This is a genomic window from Haloferula sp. BvORR071, assembly GCF_000739615.1.
Lineage (GTDB): Bacteria > Verrucomicrobiota > Verrucomicrobiia > Verrucomicrobiales > Akkermansiaceae > Haloferula.
In genome coordinates, this window is record NZ_BATP01000039.1 from 273,279 (window position 1) to 292,515 (window position 19,237).

The window sequence follows — 19,237 nt, forward strand, 5'->3', positions numbered from 1 at the left end:
AGGTGGATCTGTTCAATAAACGCGATCGCGCGCAGCGCCGCGAATCTTCAAACTGGACAGCCAATCCAGACCGTTGACCTTTCCTTGTGCTGATTCACTCCTGATGTCCCGCCACCCCGCCGCCACCCCGAACCTTTTGATCGTGGATGACGATGCCACGATCCAGCGCTTGCTGGTCATGGCCGCGAAGGACCATGGCTGGCGCCCGCAGGCAGCGGGCAGCGGCCAAGAAGCCTTGGATGAAGTAAGCCATGCCACCGAAGCGGTGGTGCTCGACCACGGCTTGCCGGACATGGACGGCATCACCACGCTTACGCGGCTGCGCGAGCTGCATCCGGATCTACCGGTCATCATGCTGACCGGGTTCAACGATGCCGAGACTGCGGTCAAGGCACTGCGGGCCGGTGCGGCGGATTATCTGACCAAGCCCTTCGAACTGAAGCGACTCTTCGACCTTCTGCGGGAACTGCGCCGCGAACCGCGGAAAGAAGAGCCCCCGGCACCTCAAAAGACTTCGGCCCTCGGTCGCAGAAGCGAGGGAATGACCAGCAGCAGCCCGAAGGTGCAGGAACTGCTGCGCCGGATGGAAAGGGCTGCCGTTCTCGACAGTACGATCCTGCTCACCGGCGAAAGCGGCACCGGCAAGACTTACTTCGCGCGCGAGATCCACCGCATGAGCCCGCGGGCAGCGGAGGATTTCATCACCGTGAGTTGTCCCGCCCTGCCTCGGGAACTGCTGGAGTCTGAACTGTTCGGTCATGAGAAGGGCTCCTTCACCGGAGCCACTGCGTCGCGCGCCGGTCGCTTCGAGGCGGCCTCGAAGGGCACACTGTTTCTGGATGAGATTGGCGACTTGCCCCAGGAATTGCAGCCGAAGCTTCTGAACGTCCTACAGGACCGCGAGTTCTTCCGCGTTGGGGGCAACAAATTGCTCAAGACGGGCACCCGCGTCATTGCCGCCACCAATGTCGACCTGCGTTCCCGGGTGCAAGCTGGCAGCTTCCGCGAGGATCTTTACTACCGGCTGAATATCATCGAGCTCCACATCCCGCCGCTGCGCGAGCGCAGGGAGGACTTGCCAGCTCTGACGGAAGAAATCCTGCGCCGCATCGCAAAACGCCGCGGTAGCGACGAGTGGCGTTTGTCCGCGGGGGCCAGTGCCGCAATCCTTGGCTACGACTGGCCTGGCAACGTGCGCCAGCTTGAGAATGTCCTCGAGAGGGCCACTGCCTTCACGGATCATGCCTTGCTGGAGGAAAAGGAGGTCCTGCCGCTGCTCGAGTCCAATCGCGAGACTGGCGCTGCCGGCAAGAGCCGCCAGATGACGCTTCAGGAGCTGGAGCGCGATGCCTTCATCCAGACCTACCAGCTCAGCGGGGGAAACAAGGCCAAGACCGCCCGCGCCCTCGGCATCTCCGAGCGCTCGGTCTACAATCTCTTGGAACGCCACGGCCTGAAGTAGGGTTCATCCTTGAGCCCGTGGAGGCTCATCCTCCGCCGTTCGACGCGTCGCTTGCCGACTGCCCGGCGAACCCGATGCTGCGCGCGGGGTAAAACCGGACATGACCGTTTTTGGCCCTGCATGATGTTCAGGAGAACTTGAATAATTTGCAGAATTGATGGCCAAGTTACGTGATCGGGAAATTGCTAAATTGCCGACATTTCCTTGAACGTAAGCAATTCACGCACTGTCGTTATAGTTGGCATGGCGGATGCCGAGCGGCTTCTGTTCTCTGGGGGGAGAACAGGAGTCACAAAGCTCCGCCATCCACTTACAACCAATCCGCCGGGGAAGGTTTTTCGACCATCCCCGGCGGGGAGGGTGGGGTGTTCCACCGGGCTTTCCTCCCGGAGTGCAGAACTCCCCGTAATCTCTGATGCAAAGGCTTCGTCCCTGCCCCACCGCGCCCACTTCGCATGACCGCAATCTGGCGGCACCTGGATTGAAGCTGTTGGAGAATGGGTATCGGGCTTCAGCCGCCGCCGCCAAGCCGCGCTCCGCGGTTCCGCACTGGGACTCCCTGAGTGGTCCGATGCCTTTGGTGGGACTGCCGATTCCGGAACCCGAGCCTGAGTTGGAAGTAGATGACTTCTTCGAGGAGGGTTTTCTGCCGCCGCGGCAAATCGATCCGGATACGAGATCCCGGGAGTTGCCCCGCTTTGTGCCCCTTTCGCCGGATGTCTTTGTCGGCCAAGGTGATCCCTGGGCGGTTCATTCCTTTTTCGGGATGATTCGGGTTTATCTGCCCGAGGTCAGTATTTCCACCGGTCTGATCGCTGCGTCCGGAATGCTGGGCGGGAGTCTCGCCAGCCGCTTCGCCGGTGTTCCGCTCGGTTTGGAACTCGTGCTGGCCTACCTGACTGTCCACCTGCTCTTTTTGGGGCTGAATTACCTGACGATCAAGGGTGCTCCCCATTTACGGGCCAAGGAGACCCTCCGGAAAATGCTCTTGGCGTCCTTTCTGGTCTTGGGTGTCCACATCCTCGCCTACGGCCTTCTTGTGGCCGGCCGCTGAGGCAGAGTTGGGCTGGCCTTCGCTGCCAACCGGTGAATCCAGTTGAATGATTTTCAAGACCCCTGAAATCCTTGCAGGATTTATATTCAATCTGAATTACGCATTTTTGCGAAGCCTTCCTGCAAGCGATTGATCCTGAGAGGTCGGAATTTAGGTGCTCAGATTGGCACGGGCGATGCCATTAGAATGATGTTCTCTGGGGGGAGAACAAAAAAATGGGGCCTGAGAAACCCCGCTATCCAATACAACCAACCCGCCGGGTGTGCGATCTCTTCGGAGGTCCCCCCGGCGGGAGTTGTATTGGAACCCGGGTTTTTCCGCATCCGGCTCCGCCAAGGGAGTCTCTCCTCTTCTACTCGAAGAAGGTATCCTCGTGCCGGTATGGCGGTGCGCAGCAGCAAAGCATCCGCACTCCGCCCTCGCTGCGGATTTGGTGCCAAGCCCCGGCCGGGATCAGGATCCCGTCGCCTGGTCCCACCTCGCGCTCCACGCCGTTGATCTCCATGATTCCGCAACCCTCCAGCAGGAAGTAGAACTCCTCGCTGTCCTGGTGCCAGTGCCGCTGGGTCGCCCCGCCGGCGGGAATCGTCGCCTCCGCCAGGCTCTGCATCTTCACAGGGGCATTCGAGAGATCGAGGATGCTGCGGATGGTCGAGCCGTCCTTGGTGGTGAAGGGGGCTTGGGAATCGAGGGCGCGGACTTCCATGCCGCATCCTAGGCGGGCTGCCTCAGAAATTGGAAGCAGGCGGAAGGCTACTCGCCTAGAAACACCAACTCCTCCGCCAGCTTGTTCAGCGAGAGCCTTGCCACCGGTAGTGCGTCCGAGAGATCCCCGAACAGCCGCCGCGGCGCATCCTGGGGAGCGCTGCGATTGTCCGCCGCATCGCGATACGCCCGGCGGGCGAAGTCCTCGTAAAACGCCACCCCCGGAGCTCCGCGACGCTGGCAGCGCCGGCTGAGGAATCCCGGAAAGAGTCCGGTGAGCACCAGAAATTGGTTCCCAGCCTCCAACTGCAGGTGGAAGCGCATCCGGCCATGGGCGGATTCCAAGATCGCCACGAAGTCCGCCGCATGGGTCAGGCCGGCGGGCAGGCTGCGCAGCGGATCTCCGGTATCGCTGGCCAGCCGCTGGACCATCACGCCCGCCACGTAGTCGGCCATCCCGGGATCCGTGATGCCCACGTCCAGGAAGGAATGCCGCACCAGCACATAGAAATAGAAGGCGGGCGACACGCTCAGCGCGGCGGTGGAAGCGAGAAGCCCGCGTAGGACCTCCTTGAGATCCAACATCTCCCTGAGGGCCTCCGGGTCCTCCCAGAGGGTCCACAGGTGGCGCCGCTCACCCCCGGGCGCCAGGACATGGCTCAGGAACGCGAAGTCGGCCGGGGTGAAACGGTCGCGACTTGAGGGAATCCAAGTGCTCATCCTGTCGTTCCCAATAGCAAATCCGGGGCCGAAATGGCGATAGAAATTTGACAATGGTTAAATAGATGCCCGGAAACCCTTGATTTTACTGCAAATACCTCTTGACAGAAACTTGTGGATTGGGCTTGCCCCTAACATCCCCAGTCTCTAAACCCCCGGGTTCCTGCGCCGTGCGTAGGAGAAAACACCGACATCAACCATGACCCGGACCCAAAGATCCGTGGCCCTGGCCATAGCCGGAGCCTTATTGCTACCATCCTGCACCACGCAGGCCACAGCGTCTAGCAGCCTCAGCGGCGGCCAGACGGAGTGGGAAGTATCCACCATCCAGCATGGTGAAGCCTCATGGTATGGAACCCGCTGCAATGGCGGGACACGCACCGCGAGTGGTGAGCGTCTCAGCAATGGTGCTGCGACCGCCGCTCACAAGACCCTGCCACTGGGGACCAATGTGCGCGTGACCAACCTTGCCAATGGCAAGTCCGAGATTGTCCGCATCACCGACCGCGGCCCTTACACCAAGGGTCGTGTCATCGATGTGACCGAAGGGGTCGCGCAGCGCTTGGGATTCTACTCCCGTGGAACCGTATCGGTGAAGGTCGAGGTGCTGAAGAAAGCCGCGGAGGATTGATCTTCGGATCAATTGTCCCGGTGCAAGTCGTCCTCCTAAAAGATCGCCCTCTTCCGGCCCCTCTGGAAGAGGGCGATTTGTTTTTTTGGGGGGCGTTAGGTGGCTCCGTCATGAGCTTGAGGGCAGGCGGTAGACTTTTCTCAGAACGGTGTTGCCGTTCTAACGACCGTTGTTGTGCCGTGGGCCCCGATGCCACCGACTCCGGTGGCTCACCCGCATGGGGTAGCGATTGCTTGCTAACTCCTGATCGGACGATGCGTTGAGAATTCAAGCATTCGATGATGAAGCGTGCCCTCTTTCTCCTGCCGCTCCTTGTGGCTCCCTTTGCGGCAGCCTCACCACCCGCGCTATCGCCCGAGGACGAGTTGAAGGCCATCGAGCTTCCGGATGGCTACCGGCTGGAGCTTGTGCTCAGTGAGCCGCAGATCGCGGAACCGGTGCTTTGCACCTTCGATGGCAATGGCCGCATGTACGTCGCGGAGATGCGCAGCTACATGAAGGACATCGACGGCAGTGGAGAGTTTGATCCGATCAGCCGCATCTCGCGCCACTCCAGCAGCAAGGGCGATGGCGTCTTCGACAAGAGCGAGGTCTTCCTCGATCAGATCCTCCTGCCTCGCATGGTGCTGCCGATGGACGACCGCGTCCTCGTCGGCCTTACCAATTCCAATGACTTCACGCTCTATCGCGATGCCAATGGCGATGGCAGCGCCGATGAATCGAAGCTCTGGTTCAAGGGTGGCCCGCGCGCGGGTAACATGGAGCATCAGCCCAGTGGTCTCGTCTGGGCCTTGGACAACTGGATCTACACCACCTACAACAGCTACCGACTGCGCTGGAATGGCAGCGGCGATCCCCTGGAGGAAACCACTGCCGCGAATGGCGGCCAGTGGGGCATCGCGCAGGATGACTATGGCAAGCTCTGGTGGTCGAACGCCGGCGGCGAGAAAGGGATCTGGAACTACCAGACGCCGGTCCTCTACGGCGCGATCAACGTCCCCAGCCAGATGAGCCCGGACTTCAACAAAATCTGGCCCCTCGTCTCGCTCGGGGATTTCCAGGGCGGGCCGGTGCGCTTCCAGTCTCCGGAGTTCAAGGCCCTGAATGTCTTCACCGCCTGCTGCGGCCAGACCGTCTTCCGCGGCGACCGTCTGCCGGAAGAAATGAGGGGCAATGTCTTCCTGCCCGAGCCGGTCGGCCGCTTGATCCGTCGTGCGACTGTTAGAGTCGACGATGGCATCACCAGGGTCGCGAACCCTTGTGAGCAAGGGGAGTTCATCCGCAGCTCGGATCCCTAATTCCGCCCGATCAATGCGACCACCGGACCGGATGGCTGCCTCTACATCGTGGATATGTATCGTGGCATCGTCCAAGAGCGGAACTGGACCAAGCGCGGCGCCTTTCTGCGCGATCGCATCCTCGAGCATGGGCTCGATCAAGTCACCGGCCACGGCCGCATCTGGCGGCTCGTCCACAAGGATTTCCAGCCGGGACCGCAACCCCACATGCTCGGCGAGACGCCCGCCCAGTGGGTCGAGCACCTCGCCCACCCGAACGGCTGGTGGCGCGATACCGCCCAGCGCCTGTTGGTTTTGAAGGGCGACAAGTCGGTGCTGCCGGCGCTACGCGAGATGGCCACTTCGCATGCCGATCCACTCGCCCGCATTCATGCCCTGTGGACGATCGAAGGCCTCGGGGCGCTGGATGAGAAGCTCGCGCTCGAACGCCTCCAGAATCCGCTGCCGCAAGTCCGCGTCCAAGCCATCCGCGCCAGCGAAACGATCCTGAAGACGCCAGGCGATCATCGCGAACTGCTTAATGCCATTCACGCCTTGGCCACGGACCGCGATCCCAATGTCGTCCTCCAGGTGGTCATGACTTCCAAGATCCTGAATCTCCCCAACTGGAAGCAGGAGGCGCGGAAGATCGTCGCCACCAGCAACTCCTCCGGTGTTCGCGAGATCGGTGAAAAGCTTCTCACCGAGGCCCCGAGCCTCGCCGCCAGCAACTTCACTCCTCAGCAGCGCTCCAGCATCGAGCGTGGGCATCAAATCTTTTCCTCGGTTTGCTTCGCCTGCCACGGCTCCGATGGCGAAGGCGCGCCGCTGTCCGGCAGCCAGGATCTGCGCTTGGCTCCGCCGCTCAAGGGTTCTCTAACGGCCGTGCAAGGGGACTCGCTGCTGCGCGTGCTCCTCCACGGTCTAACAGGTCCGGTGGATGGCAAGGCCTACGAGTCCGAGATGATCTCGATGGGTGCCAATCCGGATTCATGGATCGCCGATATCGCGAGCTACGTTCGTGTTAGCTTTGGGAACAAAGGTGCACCGGTCACCACGGAGGAAGTCGCACGCCTGCGTGCCGCCAGCCTTGATCGCGGCAAGCCATGGAGCATCGCGGAATTGCGCGCGGCCTATCCGCAGGTCATCGCCGATCGCAGCGCTTGGAAGCTCCTTGCCAGCAAGAACGCCGACAGGGTGGCCCTCGCCATCGACAATGATCCCGCCACGCGCTGGAGCACCGGTGCCGAAGCGGACCCCGCCGCATGGATCCGGATCGAACTCCCCGCGGCTGAGAAGCTCGCCGGGCTGATCCTCGAGCACGAAAAATCCCCGCGTGACTTTCCGGGCAGAGTGCGTGTCGAAGTCTCCACGGACGGTGAGACATGGACTCCCGTCGTCGAGACAAGCTGTGCCCGCGCCCGCAACGAGATCCACTTTCCTGAAGTGATCGCGGGCCGCTTCGTGCGCATCAGCCGCACCGCCATCGCGGAGAGCAATTACTGGAGCATCCACGAACTGCAGCTCCTTCACATGAGCTCTTGATGCATCTCTCGCGCGGCCAGTTGCGCGGGCTGCACGGGCAAATGCCTACTGCTGTTAGATTGCTCCATCCGGGTGATGCTTCAGCACCCCCCAATGGGTTATAGGAAACGTTCCTTGCGGGCTGCTACCACTGAGCCGCCTTCGGATGGCGACCTTCGCCACGCTTCAACCCGAGAAGCGGCATCCGCGGGTAGAACCCTATCTAAATCCCGTTTGAAGACAATGAAGCCCACTCGTCGCCTTTTCTCCATCTCCTCGATCCCGCTTTGCAGGACCTCGCTCATCGCCAGTGCCGCCTTCTGCGCCGTCGCCGGTGCGGCCCAGACCGACCAGACTTGGACCGGTGCTGCCGACGCGCTCTGGACCACTGCCGGCAACTGGAACTCCGCTTCTCCGGGATCGGCCGACGTCGCCATCTTCAATGCCAGCTCCACCGCGAATCTGGCCACCACCCTTGGTGCGGACCGCTCGGTCCTCGGTCTCACGGTTGTGGATCCGGCGGGTGCCGTGAGCATCGTCGCAGGCAATACCCTGACGATCGGAACTTCCGGCATCAACCTGAGCGCTGCCACCCAGAATCTCTCGGTCAGCAGCCCTCTGCTTCTGAATAGTGCCCAAGCATGGAATGTCGCCAGCGGCCGCACGCTCACGATCGCGGGAGCTAGCACCGGCTCCACTGGCGCCATCACCAAGTCCGGCACGGGCACCCTTCAACTCAATACCGCACTGGCGACCAGTGGCGGCGCAGTTCTTTCCGGAGGCACTACCAATGCCAACGCCGGCAGCTTCGTCAACGTGGTCGGAGGCCCCATCACCTTCGAAAACGGTGCGATCCTCGCCAACGCCCAGGCCGCGGGAAATACCACGTCGATCATCTCGAGCCTCGTCGTTGCCGCCGGCCAATCTGGCACGATCAACATGGGCAACCGCATGGCGTGGGGTAACAACGACGCCACCGTCGAAACTCTAACCGGTGCTGGCACACTCAACATCAACGCCAACACCACCGTCACCCGTGATGACATCTCCGCGGACATGACCGCCTTCACCGGCACCATCAATTTCGGCGGAACTGGTCCCATCCGCCTTTTCATTAATGGTGGCAAGGTCGGCGCGGGCTTCACGAACAGCATTGTGGACCTTGCCGGCACCGTCGGCCTTTCGCCGCAAACGAATACCAACGGTAATACCATCAACATCGGCAAGCTCAGCGGTGCCTCGGCCACGGCCACCCTCAACGGTGGTTCCGCAGGTACCCCGACCTATGCGGTCGGCGGTCTCAACCTGGATACTTCCTATGACGGCGGCATTACCGGCACCGCCGCGCTGACCAAGAACGGCACCGGCACCCTCACTCTCACCAACGCCACCAATCTCACCTACACCGGGATCACCACGGTGAATCTCGGCACCCTCAAGGTGAACGGGATCAAGAGCGGCGCAGGCAACACTGCCGTGAACCTTGGCGGCACCCTCACCGGCACTGGCAGTCTGGCCGGCACTACCACCGTGAACAGCGGCGGTGTCCTCGCCCCGGGCGACAATGGCATTGGCAATATCACCTTTGCGAACCTGACCCTCGGCTCCGGTAGCGCCTTGGCCGTGCAGTTCGGTAGCGGCAATGACACCGCCACCGTCTCCGCGGGCGGCACGCTCACGCTGAATGCCGGAGCCACCGTGGACGTCAATGGCTTCGACACCAATGGCACCTACACGCTGATCAATACCGCCGGTGCCACCGTTTCCGGTTCCGCGGCCACTGCCCTCAGCGTGGTGAATGGCAACGGCTCGAAGGCCTATCTCTTCTCCGATACTGGCACGGCCATCCGGCTCACCATCACCAGCTCGGATCCCACCAACTTCTGGAAGACGGATGGCGGCGGTACCTGGAATGCCGCGGCCAACTGGACCAAGAATGCGGCTCCGAATGCCAGCGCCGCGGTCGCCAAGATTGGCCCTGGTCCCTCCGGCTTCGGCGGTGCCTTCACCGATCTTGCCTTCACCATCACACTTGATGGCAACCGCACGGTTGGCACCCTCGCACTCGATGACTCCTTTGGCACCGCGATCAGCATTGATCCCGGGCTGGTCACTCCGGGCACGCTCCTCTTCGACAATGGTGCGGTGGCTTCGATCCTCTCGAATGCTTCGGGCGATCACATCGTCAATGCGCCCGTAAGCGTTGATGCGGATGACATCTCTGTTGACGTCGCGGGCACCTCCTCGCTGACCTTGAATGGCAGCATTGCCGGTACCGGCGCCGCCTTGGTCAAGAGCGGGACCGGCAACCTCGTGCTGGCTGGCACGAATACCTTCGACGGTGGCGTGACCCTCGGCGCGGGCTCGGTCACGATCAACAGCTCGACCAGCCTCGGCAATGTCGCGGGTCCGGTGACCTTCTCGGGTGGCAGCCTGCGCCTTGGCTCTCCCGTGGCCGGCATCGTCCGTACCTATCAGATCAGCGGGGCGAACAACGCCTTGATCGATACCAATGGCAACGACTTCGGCTACGCCGGGGCGATCACTCCGCTCAGCGGTGCGACCGGCGGCCTCACGAAGTCCGGAGCGGGCATCCTCTCGCTTTCCGCGGCCCAAGCCTACACCGGCACCACCACCGCGGGCGGTGGCGTGCTTGAGTTCGCCGCCGGTAGCTCGGTCAGCGGCGCAGCGGCGAATGTCTCTGCGGTCGGCGGCGCGCAACTGGTGGTGAGCGGCGGCACGCTTACTGCCTCCGCCGCATCCTCGGTTAGCAATGGTGCTGCCGGTCTGCTCGTCAGCGGCGGCACGGTGAACTTCAATGCCGGACTGACGGCGACCAACAACTCGAACGCAGGTCACCTGATCGCGGTAAGTGGTGGCTCCTTCAATGCCACTGCGCTGACCCTCGGTCGCAGCGCCCTGGTCTTTGGCAATGAACCCGCCGCGGCCTCCGCCACGGTGGGCTTCCACATGAGCGGTGGCATCGGCCACATCACCGGCGCCTTCACCGTCGGTCAGAGCAACAGCGCGGTGAATTCCTCCGCCTCGGCTCTGCTCGATGGCGGTAGCCTCACCGTCGATGGCGCTACCAGTATCGGCCTGAACAACGGTGGCCGCTGGTCGGTCCTCGATATCAATGGCGCCACCTTCACCTCGACCGATACGGTAAATGGTGTGGTCGTCGGCAATGGCTTCGCCGGTGACTCGCTCTTCCTGGTTCGCAACGGCACGGCCACGGTCGAGCGCATCGCCCTCCAGCAGGTCGCGGCTTCCACCGAGACCAGCCGCCTGCGCTTGAATGGCGGTGAACTCTATGTCGGCTCCGGCGGCATTATCGCGAACCCGAACGGTGGCACCAGCGTGCTCGATGTGCAGCTGGGCAGCGGCACCCTCGGTGCCAAGGCGGCATGGACTTCGGCGGTCGCGATGACCTTGAACTCGCTCACCACGATCAAGGCCTCCGATGGCTCCGGCTCGCCTTTCGACATCACCTTCACCGGCGCACTCGGCGGCACCGGTGGCTTCGTGAAGACCGGCGCGGGAACGCTCACAATTAGCGCTTCTAGCACCTACGCCGGTATCACCAATGTGCAGGCCGGCACCCTGGTGCTGGGAACTGCCACCCTGGACGATGCTTCCACCGTGAATGTCGCTTCGACCGGCGTCCTGAACCTGCCGCACGGCCAGGTCGATACCGTGGCGGACTTTCAGATCGATGGCGTTTCGCAGGGCTTGGGCACTTACACCGCGGCGAATACCAACGGCCGTATCACCGGCACCGGCTCGATCAAGGTCGGGGCGGGCGATCCCTTCACGCTTTGGATCGGTGGCTTCGCCGTCGGCGGCCTCGATGGCAAGAACGACGACCCGGATCACGATGGTCTCAGCAACCTTGAGGAGTTCGCGCTCGACGGCAATCCGGCCTCGGCTAACGCGAGCGGCAAGTTCCGCGCCGGCGTCGAAGCCGTGGGTGGCGAGCAAGCGCTTGTCATCACCCTGCCGGTACGCGCCGGTGCTGCCTTCACCGGCACCACCTCCAAGAGCGCCACCGTGGACAAGGTGCTCTACACCATCTCCGGTAGCAATGACCTCGCCACCTTCACTCAAGTGGTGAGCGAGATCTCCGCCAGTGCCACCGGACTGCCCGCCCTTAGCAGCAGCGACTGGTCCTACCGCAGCTTCCGCCTGAATGGTGCGATCGGCGGTGCCGCGACGCGTGGCCCGAAGGGTTTCCTGCGGGCCACCGCGGCCGAGGCCCCCTGAACAAACTTGGTCGGTCTTGTTGGGTAATCCATAGCGATGGGTTGATGGGCCGGGATGCAAATCCCGGCCCGTTTCCGCTTATTGTGATCCGGGTTTTTGCAAGCCGTCGTCTTCACGGAGTTGTCGCTCCGCGAGCGTCATTTCGCGGGCGGGAGGACTCTGTACGCCCGATGCGAGGGCTCCTGACACAAAGATGCAAGATCACTGGCATCCGGTCATACTCCACTCCCGCTCAAGAGCGGCTAACGAGAAACAGCACCCGGAGAACAACACTCCTCCTCTTGCGGGATCAGCGGGAATCCATCCGCAGCGTTGCCTCAGCTCGGTTCGACTGCTTGGCATCTGCTCATGGCGTCCAGGCGGATCCATACGGTTCCTCCTTGCCGCTCCCCGCGGGCGAATGACCACAAGACCCTGCCACCTGCAACGCCTGCTGGCGGTAGATACAGATGCCTGCTCAAACGCCTGGACCAATCCGTGACCCGGGCTGCCCCCACCCAGTCGCCGGGCCGGCACTCCCGCCGGCTTGGTCGTTCTTGTGGTTCACTTCCATCGATTTCTGACATCCACCTGTCACCCTCGTTCCCTTTTTCCATTTAGCAAGGATTGAACCTTGCCCCGGCTTCCAGGCTATCGTCTTCCCAAGATCCGGGCTCACGCTGGCGTCTTGCGAGTTCTACGATGTTTCCCGTACCGGATGAGAAGCCTCGCAGCGAGAAACAAAATGCCGCTAGCTCGGCGTCCCCTCCCAGTTCCGTCGAACTGCTGCGCGGCACCACCCGGACCTCGCGAATGAAAGAGAGTGGATCACCTGTGCCAGCTGGGTCGGAAAACACATGCGTCACCTTCCAGTGCCGGTGGCTCGCGTGGTGGCGATGTCGCTAACGCCCCATCTTCGTGAACGAAAGGGAGCCCAACTTCCACTTGCCTTCTACCTTCACGAATACCTCGGTGACCGTGAACGGGTTCGTGACTTCGTTGCCTCCCACGACAGCATCCAGCCGGATTTTACTCAACAGGATCGCGGTATCGCCGATGATTTGCACGGACGTTTCCTGGATCTCCGCGTGCTTGTAGTGGATGCCTCCACCATTGATCGTATCCAGTTCTTGCTTGGTTCCCCACGATCCGCCCATGTGGACAAAGACCGCCTTTTCGTGAAAGAGATCGGCCAAGGGCTCCACCTTCTTTTCGGCCATCCAGTCCCATTTCTGCTTCGAGAGTTCGATGATTTCCTTTTCAGCGCTGGTGGCAGCGGCAGCAGGTTTGGATTCTTCTGCTTGAGCGACAGCTCCGTGGAAAGGAATGGTGATCAAAAACAATGCGATTAGGGATGCTTTCATGGACGTTCTCAAGATTGAGGGTTGTTAGCCCGATTGGGGGTTTTGGGCCGACCTCAGCTCCAGCTGAGATCGGTTTTGCTGAAGGGGAACTCGCGGATCCGTTTGCCGATCGCCGCGAAAACCGCATTTGCAACCGCCGGAGCGAGCGGTGGAATCCCCGGCTCGCCAAGTCCGGTCGGACTGTTGTCCGAGCGCAGAAAGTGAACTTTGATCTTGGTCGGTGCCTCGTTGATCCGAAGCATCGGATACTCGGCAAAGTTGCCCTTCACCATGCGCCCTCGCTCAAGCACCACTTCCTGATACTTCGCCGCGCTGAGAGCGTCGATGATCGAGCCTTCGATCTGGCCTTCCGCGCCGCTGAGGTTCACGATCTGGCGACCCACATCCACCGCGGCGACCACCCGGTCAACCTTCAAGGCACCGGCTTTTGACACGCTTACTTCGGCGACGTAGGCCACATAACCTTGGTGGCTGAAATGGAAGGCGATGCCAGCACCCTGCCCGCGTTCGAAGCGCTTGCCCCAGCCAGCCTTTTCCGCGGCCAATTGTAAGACGCCGCGCGCCCGTTCGGCACTGAAGCCTCCTCCAAATCCGCCGCCCCGGCCGCCACCCGCGTTGGGAAGCGGCGGCGTGTTCAGCAGGTCGAGGCGGAACAGCAAGGGGTCTTTCCCCGCGGCATTCGCCAGTTCGTCGATGAAGCCTTGGATGGCAAAGCCGAAGGCATTGTTACCCGGGCAGCGCCACGGGCCCATCGGAATGCGGCAGTCGAGCAAGCTCTGCACGGTTCGGAAGTTCGGCACGAAGCGCGCCGGGAATTGCCCGCCATCAAGACCGGCGCCAATCCCCGCTTGCAGAGACTCTCCGCCGCGGCCGCGGCCCATCACGCCAAAGGTGACGTAGTGGTTCTGCCAGGCGATCAACTTGCCGGCCTCATCGATCCCGCCCTTGAAGTGGTGGAATCCGCCCGGGCGGTACTCGTCGTGCCGCATGTCATCCTCGCGGGTCCAGGTTAGCTTCACGGGAGCGCCGGACTTTTGCGAGATGATCGCCGCCTCGGCCGCGAAGCCAGCGAACCAGCGCCGTCCAAAGGCCCCGCCCATGCGGGCGACGTTGACCTTGATATTGCCAACCGGGATGCCGGTGGCGGCCGCCGCCGCGCGGGCGGCACCGGCAGGCTCCTGGCAGGGAGACCACAGCTCGGCGCGATCGCCCTGCACATAGGCCAGCGTGTTCATTGGCTCCATGCACGCGTGCGCGATGAGGGGATAGGAATAGTTGGCCTCGATCACTTTGGCAGCAGTAGCGAGCGCGGCGCTGGTGTCGCCATCGTTGCGCACCACCGACATGCCCTCCGGTTTCGCACCTAGTTCCGCGGCCTGTTTCGCGAACTCGACCGAGCTGTCGTTGGCGTGATCGCCCTCGTCCCACTGCACCTCGAGCTGGCGCCGCGCACTGATGGCGGACCAGGTCGAATCCGCCACGATCGCCACGCCCGGCATCAGGCCCACCAGATTATCGGTGCCTGCGATGATGAAGGCGTTCTTTACGCCCGGGAGCGTCTTGATCGTGTCGAGATTGGCACTGACCACTTTACCGCCAAAGACCGGGCACTTCTGATACACGGCGTGGAGCATGCCCGGAACCTTTTGATCGATGCCGAATAGCGGCTTGCCGGTAACGATGTCGCGATTCTGGTAGTTCCCGACGCGCGTGCCCAATAGCTTGAAGTCCTTCGGGTCTTTCAGCCGGACGCTGCTGGCCAGTGGCACGGGCAGAGTCTTGGCTTTCGCAACAAGCTCGCCATAGCCAGCCTTGCGATCGCTCGCTGCGTGCGTGACGCTGCCGGCGGCGGTGGTCAATTCCGCTTCGGGCACACCCCAGATTTGAGCGGCCGCCGTGACCAGCATCGCGCGGGCCGTGGCTCCCATCTGGCGCATCGAGTCGTAAGAATTCGGCACCGACCTGCTGCCGCCCGACAGCTGGTTGCCAAAGGCGGAATCGGCCCTGCCGATATCCAGTTTCACGCTCTGCCAATCCACATCGAGTTCCTCGGCGAGGATCATCGGGATCGACGTTGTGACCCCTTGGCCCATATCCGGCTTGTGGGCGACAATCGTCACAGTCCCATCCGGCGAGATGCGGAGAAAGGCATTGGGGGAGAATTCGCCGAGGCTTGTGTCAGTCGGCTGGCCCAGCTCGGCTCCACCTGAGGAGCTTATTCCAGCGTAGAAACCGAGCAGGAAGCCGCCGCCGGTAAGGGCGGAAAGGCTGAGGAAGCTGCGGCGATCAAGCGCAGTGGGTGAGTTGGTGCTCATCGGGCACCTCCTTCCGCGGCAAGTTCGGCGGCGCGGTGGATGCCGGCGCGGATGCGATGATAGGTGGCGCAACGGCAGAGGTTGCCGGACATCGCCAGATCGATATCGGCGTCGGTCGGCTTCGGCTTCTCCCGGAGAAGAATGGAGGCACACATGATCTGGCCCGCCTGGCAATAGCCGCACTGCGCCACGTCCAGCACGCACCATGCCTGCTGCAGGGGCGTGAGTTTGCCTTCCGTTGCTAGGCCCTCAATGGTCACCACCTTCTTGTCACCCACCAGTGAAACCGGCAGCACACAGGAGCGGACGGCCTCACCATCAACGTGGACACTGCAGGCACCGCACTGGGCCATGCCGCATCCGAACTTGGTGCCCACCAGGTCGAGGCTGTCGCGCAGGACCCAGAGCAAGGGCGTTTCCGGGGCGACATCCACAGTCCGCGGCTGCCCGTTGATATGAAGTTGATATTCGCTCATGACTTGTCCTAGCGATCAATTCTAGCACCTTGCGCCCGCCCTGCGAGCTGATCGTCGATCGACTTCCCGCGCGGCGCCACGAACCGCTTGAGAGGACTGACCTGCACGGGTTCGCGGTAGCCGGGGCCCATGACCAGCGGGTAGACTTCTCCGCTGGTACCCTTTTGAAACGCCGTGAGGCGTTCTTCGGACTCTTCGGCGATCGGGGCGCGCAGCACCATCGCCAGTTCATCCACTTGGGGAATGAGCGTTTGGGCGCTCAGTTGCTTCTCATTGAACTCTTTGAGGAACTTCCGGTAGTTCGTTTGGAAGGCCTCGACCTTGAACATCCTTTCCAGGAAGCGGTTGTTGCCGGTCCACGGTTTCGCAATGCTGAGCGTTTCCCGCTGCTCTTGCGTGCCCCGCGGGAATTGGCCGAAACCCTGATCCTGATCCCACGGGATGAAAACGAACTTCCCGGTCTTGGGGTGGAGGTAGAGGTAGTAATTCTGTCCGGGCCCAAGGATGCCGTCGAGATCGGTCAACCACACCGTGATCGCCAGATAGCGCGCGAAGTTCTCCAGATCGATGTAGTCGCCGATCTTCTTCGCGAAATCGGCTTCGCTCGCCGTGGAGACAAACTTGCAGGTCTCGATGATCCGTTTTTTCTGGTCGTCGCTGAGTTCGCCCTTCGGGTCATAGGTCTGGTTGTAGTTCTGCCAATCCTCCCCGAGATCGCCGAAAAGCTGCGGGGTCACCGGCTTTAGCAAGGCCCCCTCCTTGCTCCCGAAATGCTTCTCGGTAAACGGCCTCCCGACATCCTCAACCACGTCGTAGAGGCCGAGATACTTGTGCTCATGGATACCCGGCACTGTAACAAAGACTTTGGCAAAGGACGTCCGTGGCGCAGGAACGCCGCAATCGCGGAAGATCCGGTAGGCAATCGCCTCGTTCGTATTGCTGGGATCGCGGACCGAGTTGTGGAGATTGAGCTGAGTGAGTCCGGTCAGATTTTGACCTTTCACGAAGTGGTTGAAATCGACCTTCAGCGACCTCTTCAGGCTTTCGCGTGCGGTCAAAAAGGTTCCGTTGCCCTTCACCCGCACACCCACTTCCGCCACGCGCTGCGAGCCGAATTCGAGCTCCGCCCGGGCATGATTGAACTGCCAGCCGAAGGCCGCCGCGATGCCATTTCGCCCGCCCTCGGGGCCTTGAAGGAAAACCCCATTCTGTCGTCGCGGGCGCGGGCCTTCCACGGGTTCCATCGCCTTCCATTGCTCCGCGGTAAATGTCAGGTGGACGTCCCAAACCTTCCTGGCGTCGAAGATCTGCTCTTGGGTCAGGCCCGCTTTTGCTGCTGCCTCCTCTGCAGCGGGCAGGGTGCCGGACCTTGAGAGGGCAAGCGCGACGATCGCAACTGAGGTTCGAATCATGATTTCAGGGAAGTGCCGATCCGGCTGGATCGCAGCAAACCAAGCAGAAGGAGCAGGCCTCACCAGTGTATGTGCGCGAACGGCAAATCCGGCGGGATGAGCGGTCGTGAGAGGATGGTGGAGGGCAATGCCTCGTCGCGTGCCCTGACGGATCGATGCTCCTTTTTGACCGCTCGATGCCGTCAGCCTGCCGAAGCTTGCTTCTTCGTGGACACCCGCACCCCCGCCCCTAATCTGGCCGCGAATGGAGAAAGACATCCCGGTCGGGCCCTTGGATTCCCGCGGTTATTGGCGCTTCCAGCTCTGCGCTTGGGGATTCCTGGGGGGCTATCTGCTGACCGTGAACCTCTACCTCTGGAAGTGGAAGCCGATCCTACTGAAGACCTCCAAGCTCGCTGTGCTGATGCTGGTGTCCCACTTCATCGCGAGGATCGCCTTTTCCCGGAAAGCGTTCCAGACCGGGCGGGGCACCCTGCTGGTTCGGGTCATGATCGCCTGTGCGCTTGGTGCGATTCTGCCTTCGCTGGTGTTCTACCCGCTTGGGATGCTTGTGCCGCATAAAGCCATCCCATTCCGCTTCATCTGGTTCCTGCCGGACTACGTCAGGAACATCGCGATCCTGGCGATGTGGGGAGGCTTCTACGCAGCGTTCTGCTTCCGTGAGATCAGTAACCGTGCCGAGACCGAGCGCATGCGTCTGGTCGCTTCCTCCAAGGATCTCCAGCTGTCCACGCTCCGAAACCAGCTCAATCCGCACTTCCTCTTCAACAGCTTCAATCTGCTCCGTTCTTTGGTAGAGAGCGATCCCCCTACCGCCCGGGATGCCATCACCCACCTGGCTGAAATGATGCGGCACTCGCTATCTACAGCCAGCCACAACACCATTACCTTGGCGCGTGAATTGGAGTTCGTCGAATCTTACATTGCCTTGGAGCGTCTTCGCTACGAGGAGCGCCTGCGCATCACCGCGGATGTATCCGATTTGATCCGTGGTCGCCGCATTCCCTCGATGCTGCTCTACACTCTGGTCGAAAACGCAGTGAAATACGGGATCGATCAGAACCTTAACGGTGTGGATGTGAGTTGCCGGATCTGGCTCGAATCCGAACGCCTCTGGCTGCGGGTCACCAACAGTGGCATGCTGTCCCATGAAAGCAAATCGGCAGGGACCGGCTTGGCAAATGTCCGCCGCCGGCTGGAACTGCTGTATGGCAACGATGCGTCGGTCGAGCTTTGTGAACTCGACCAGACAGTCGTGGCCGAAGCAAACTGGCCCGCCACCAGCGAACCCGACACCGCGCCAGGAATGTCCTGATCGTCGATGACGAACGCCATGCCCGCGAAGAGCTGGCGCGGTTATTGAAGGCCTTTCCTGAAATCCACATCGCCGGAGAGGCCGTTAATGCCCGCGAGGCCAGGGAACGCATCCAGACGCTCCAACCGGACCTGGTGTTTCTCGATATCCAGATGCCGGAGGAGACTGGCTTTGAACTGCTGGATTCCTTGGGCGACAAGTTCCCCCGGATCATCTTCACCACGGCGTATGATGCCTTTGCCCTGCGTGCCTTCGAATTTGGTGCCGTCGATTATCTGCTCAAGCCGATCGCGCCCAAACGGCTCGCAATCGCCCTGCAGCGGGCATGCGCTACCGACGGCCGTCTTGAGCCTGCGGAAGATCTGGAAGCCACCGACCTGCCAACCCGGCCGCTCGGCTTGCAGGACAAGGTTCTGCTCGGCAGCTCGGACCGCATTGCCTACGTCCCCGTCGGCAGCATCATCGCTGCGGAGTCCGTAGGCGCTTACTCCAAGGTCTGGTTTGAGGATAGCGCCCTGGTGATACGGCGCTCGCTGTCGGTCCTGGAAGCGAGGCTCCCGACCGAGTTCTTCATGCGCGCGAACCGATCCCAGTTGATCAACCTGCAGCAGGTCCAATCGGTCGAGCCATGGTTTAGCGGAGGGATGAAGTTGAAGCTGAGTGGAGACCTGACGGTCGAACTCTCCAGGCGGCAGGCAAAGGTATTTCGGGAGAGAAATACCCTCTGACCCGATGCATTC

14 protein-coding genes are annotated in these 19,237 nt (G+C 61.8%); 8 read left to right on the forward strand and 6 right to left on the reverse strand.

What is annotated here, in order from left to right; translation table 11 throughout:
* Positions 1–103 precede the first annotated feature (103 nt).
* Both BV071_RS21925 and BV071_RS21930 read left to right on the forward strand, forming a co-directional pair.
* Positions 104–1,462 carry a sigma-54 dependent transcriptional regulator gene (locus BV071_RS21925; protein ID WP_035611797.1) on the forward strand — a complete coding sequence of 453 codons (1,359 nt, stop codon included), beginning with the start codon at positions 104–106 and terminating at the stop codon, positions 1,460–1,462.
* 415 nt (positions 1,463–1,877) lie between these two features.
* Positions 1,878–2,516, forward strand: coding sequence for a hypothetical protein (locus BV071_RS21930; RefSeq protein ID WP_265594736.1), 639 nt, complete (start codon positions 1,878–1,880; stop codon positions 2,514–2,516).
* Between the two features lie 352 nt (positions 2,517–2,868).
* On the opposite strand, the gene BV071_RS21935 is transcribed toward BV071_RS21930, so the two are convergent.
* Both BV071_RS21935 and BV071_RS21940 read right to left on the reverse strand, forming a co-directional pair.
* Positions 2,869–3,222: a cupin domain-containing protein gene (locus BV071_RS21935; protein WP_035611801.1), complete on the reverse strand. Its 354-nt coding sequence runs from the start codon at positions 3,220–3,222 to the stop codon at positions 2,869–2,871.
* Between the two features lie 47 nt (positions 3,223–3,269).
* The gene (locus tag BV071_RS21940) at positions 3,270–3,941 is read right to left on the reverse strand and encodes a hypothetical protein (RefSeq protein WP_035611803.1); all 672 of its coding nucleotides are present in this window, start codon (positions 3,939–3,941) and stop codon (positions 3,270–3,272) included.
* 199 nt (positions 3,942–4,140) lie between these two features.
* On the opposite strand from BV071_RS21940, the gene BV071_RS21945 reads away from it, so the two are divergent.
* From BV071_RS21945 to BV071_RS21955, 4 genes are all read left to right on the forward strand, one after another.
* Positions 4,141–4,572, forward strand: coding sequence for a septal ring lytic transglycosylase RlpA family protein (locus BV071_RS21945; RefSeq protein ID WP_035611805.1), 432 nt, complete (start codon positions 4,141–4,143; stop codon positions 4,570–4,572).
* 278 nt (positions 4,573–4,850) lie between these two features.
* Entirely contained in the window at positions 4,851–5,870 is a 1,020-nt protein-coding gene (locus tag BV071_RS33450) for a hypothetical protein (RefSeq protein ID WP_052573722.1), read from the forward strand.
* A 54-nt stretch (positions 5,871–5,924) separates the two neighbouring features.
* Entirely contained in the window at positions 5,925–7,394 is a 1,470-nt protein-coding gene (locus tag BV071_RS33455; protein WP_052573723.1) for a discoidin domain-containing protein, read from the forward strand.
* 222 nt (positions 7,395–7,616) lie between these two features.
* The gene (locus BV071_RS21955; protein WP_035611807.1) at positions 7,617–11,636 is read left to right on the forward strand and encodes an autotransporter-associated beta strand repeat-containing protein; all 4,020 of its coding nucleotides are present in this window, start codon (positions 7,617–7,619) and stop codon (positions 11,634–11,636) included.
* A gap of 881 nt (positions 11,637–12,517) precedes the next feature.
* On the opposite strand, the gene BV071_RS21960 is transcribed toward BV071_RS21955, so the two are convergent.
* Genes BV071_RS21960 through BV071_RS21975 form a run of 4 tightly spaced genes read right to left on the reverse strand, consistent with a single transcriptional unit; the run spans position 12,518 to position 17,182 of the window.
* Complete coding sequence (locus BV071_RS21960; protein ID WP_035611809.1) at positions 12,518–12,979, reverse strand: nuclear transport factor 2 family protein; 462 nt, start codon at positions 12,977–12,979, stop codon at positions 12,518–12,520.
* Positions 12,980–13,032: 53 nt separating this feature from the next.
* The gene (locus BV071_RS21965) at positions 13,033–15,294 is read right to left on the reverse strand and encodes a molybdopterin cofactor-binding domain-containing protein (protein ID WP_035611811.1); all 2,262 of its coding nucleotides are present in this window, start codon (positions 15,292–15,294) and stop codon (positions 13,033–13,035) included.
* Positions 15,291–15,770: a (2Fe-2S)-binding protein gene (locus BV071_RS21970; RefSeq protein ID WP_035611813.1), complete on the reverse strand. Its 480-nt coding sequence runs from the start codon at positions 15,768–15,770 to the stop codon at positions 15,291–15,293. Before BV071_RS21970 ends, BV071_RS21965 begins: the two co-directional genes overlap by 4 nt.
* Positions 15,771–15,778: 8 nt before the next feature.
* Entirely contained in the window at positions 15,779–17,182 is a 1,404-nt protein-coding gene (locus tag BV071_RS21975) for a CotH kinase family protein (RefSeq protein WP_035611815.1), read from the reverse strand.
* 340 nt (positions 17,183–17,522) lie between these two features.
* Between BV071_RS21975 and BV071_RS33460 the strand changes: the two genes are divergently transcribed.
* The gene (locus BV071_RS33460; protein WP_265594737.1) at positions 17,523–18,497 is read left to right on the forward strand and encodes a histidine kinase; all 975 of its coding nucleotides are present in this window, start codon (positions 17,523–17,525) and stop codon (positions 18,495–18,497) included.
* 44 nt (positions 18,498–18,541) lie between these two features.
* Positions 18,542–19,225, forward strand: a complete 684-nt coding sequence (locus BV071_RS21985) for a LytTR family DNA-binding domain-containing protein (protein ID WP_265594738.1) — start codon at positions 18,542–18,544, stop codon at positions 19,223–19,225.
* Positions 19,226–19,237 lie beyond the last annotated feature (12 nt).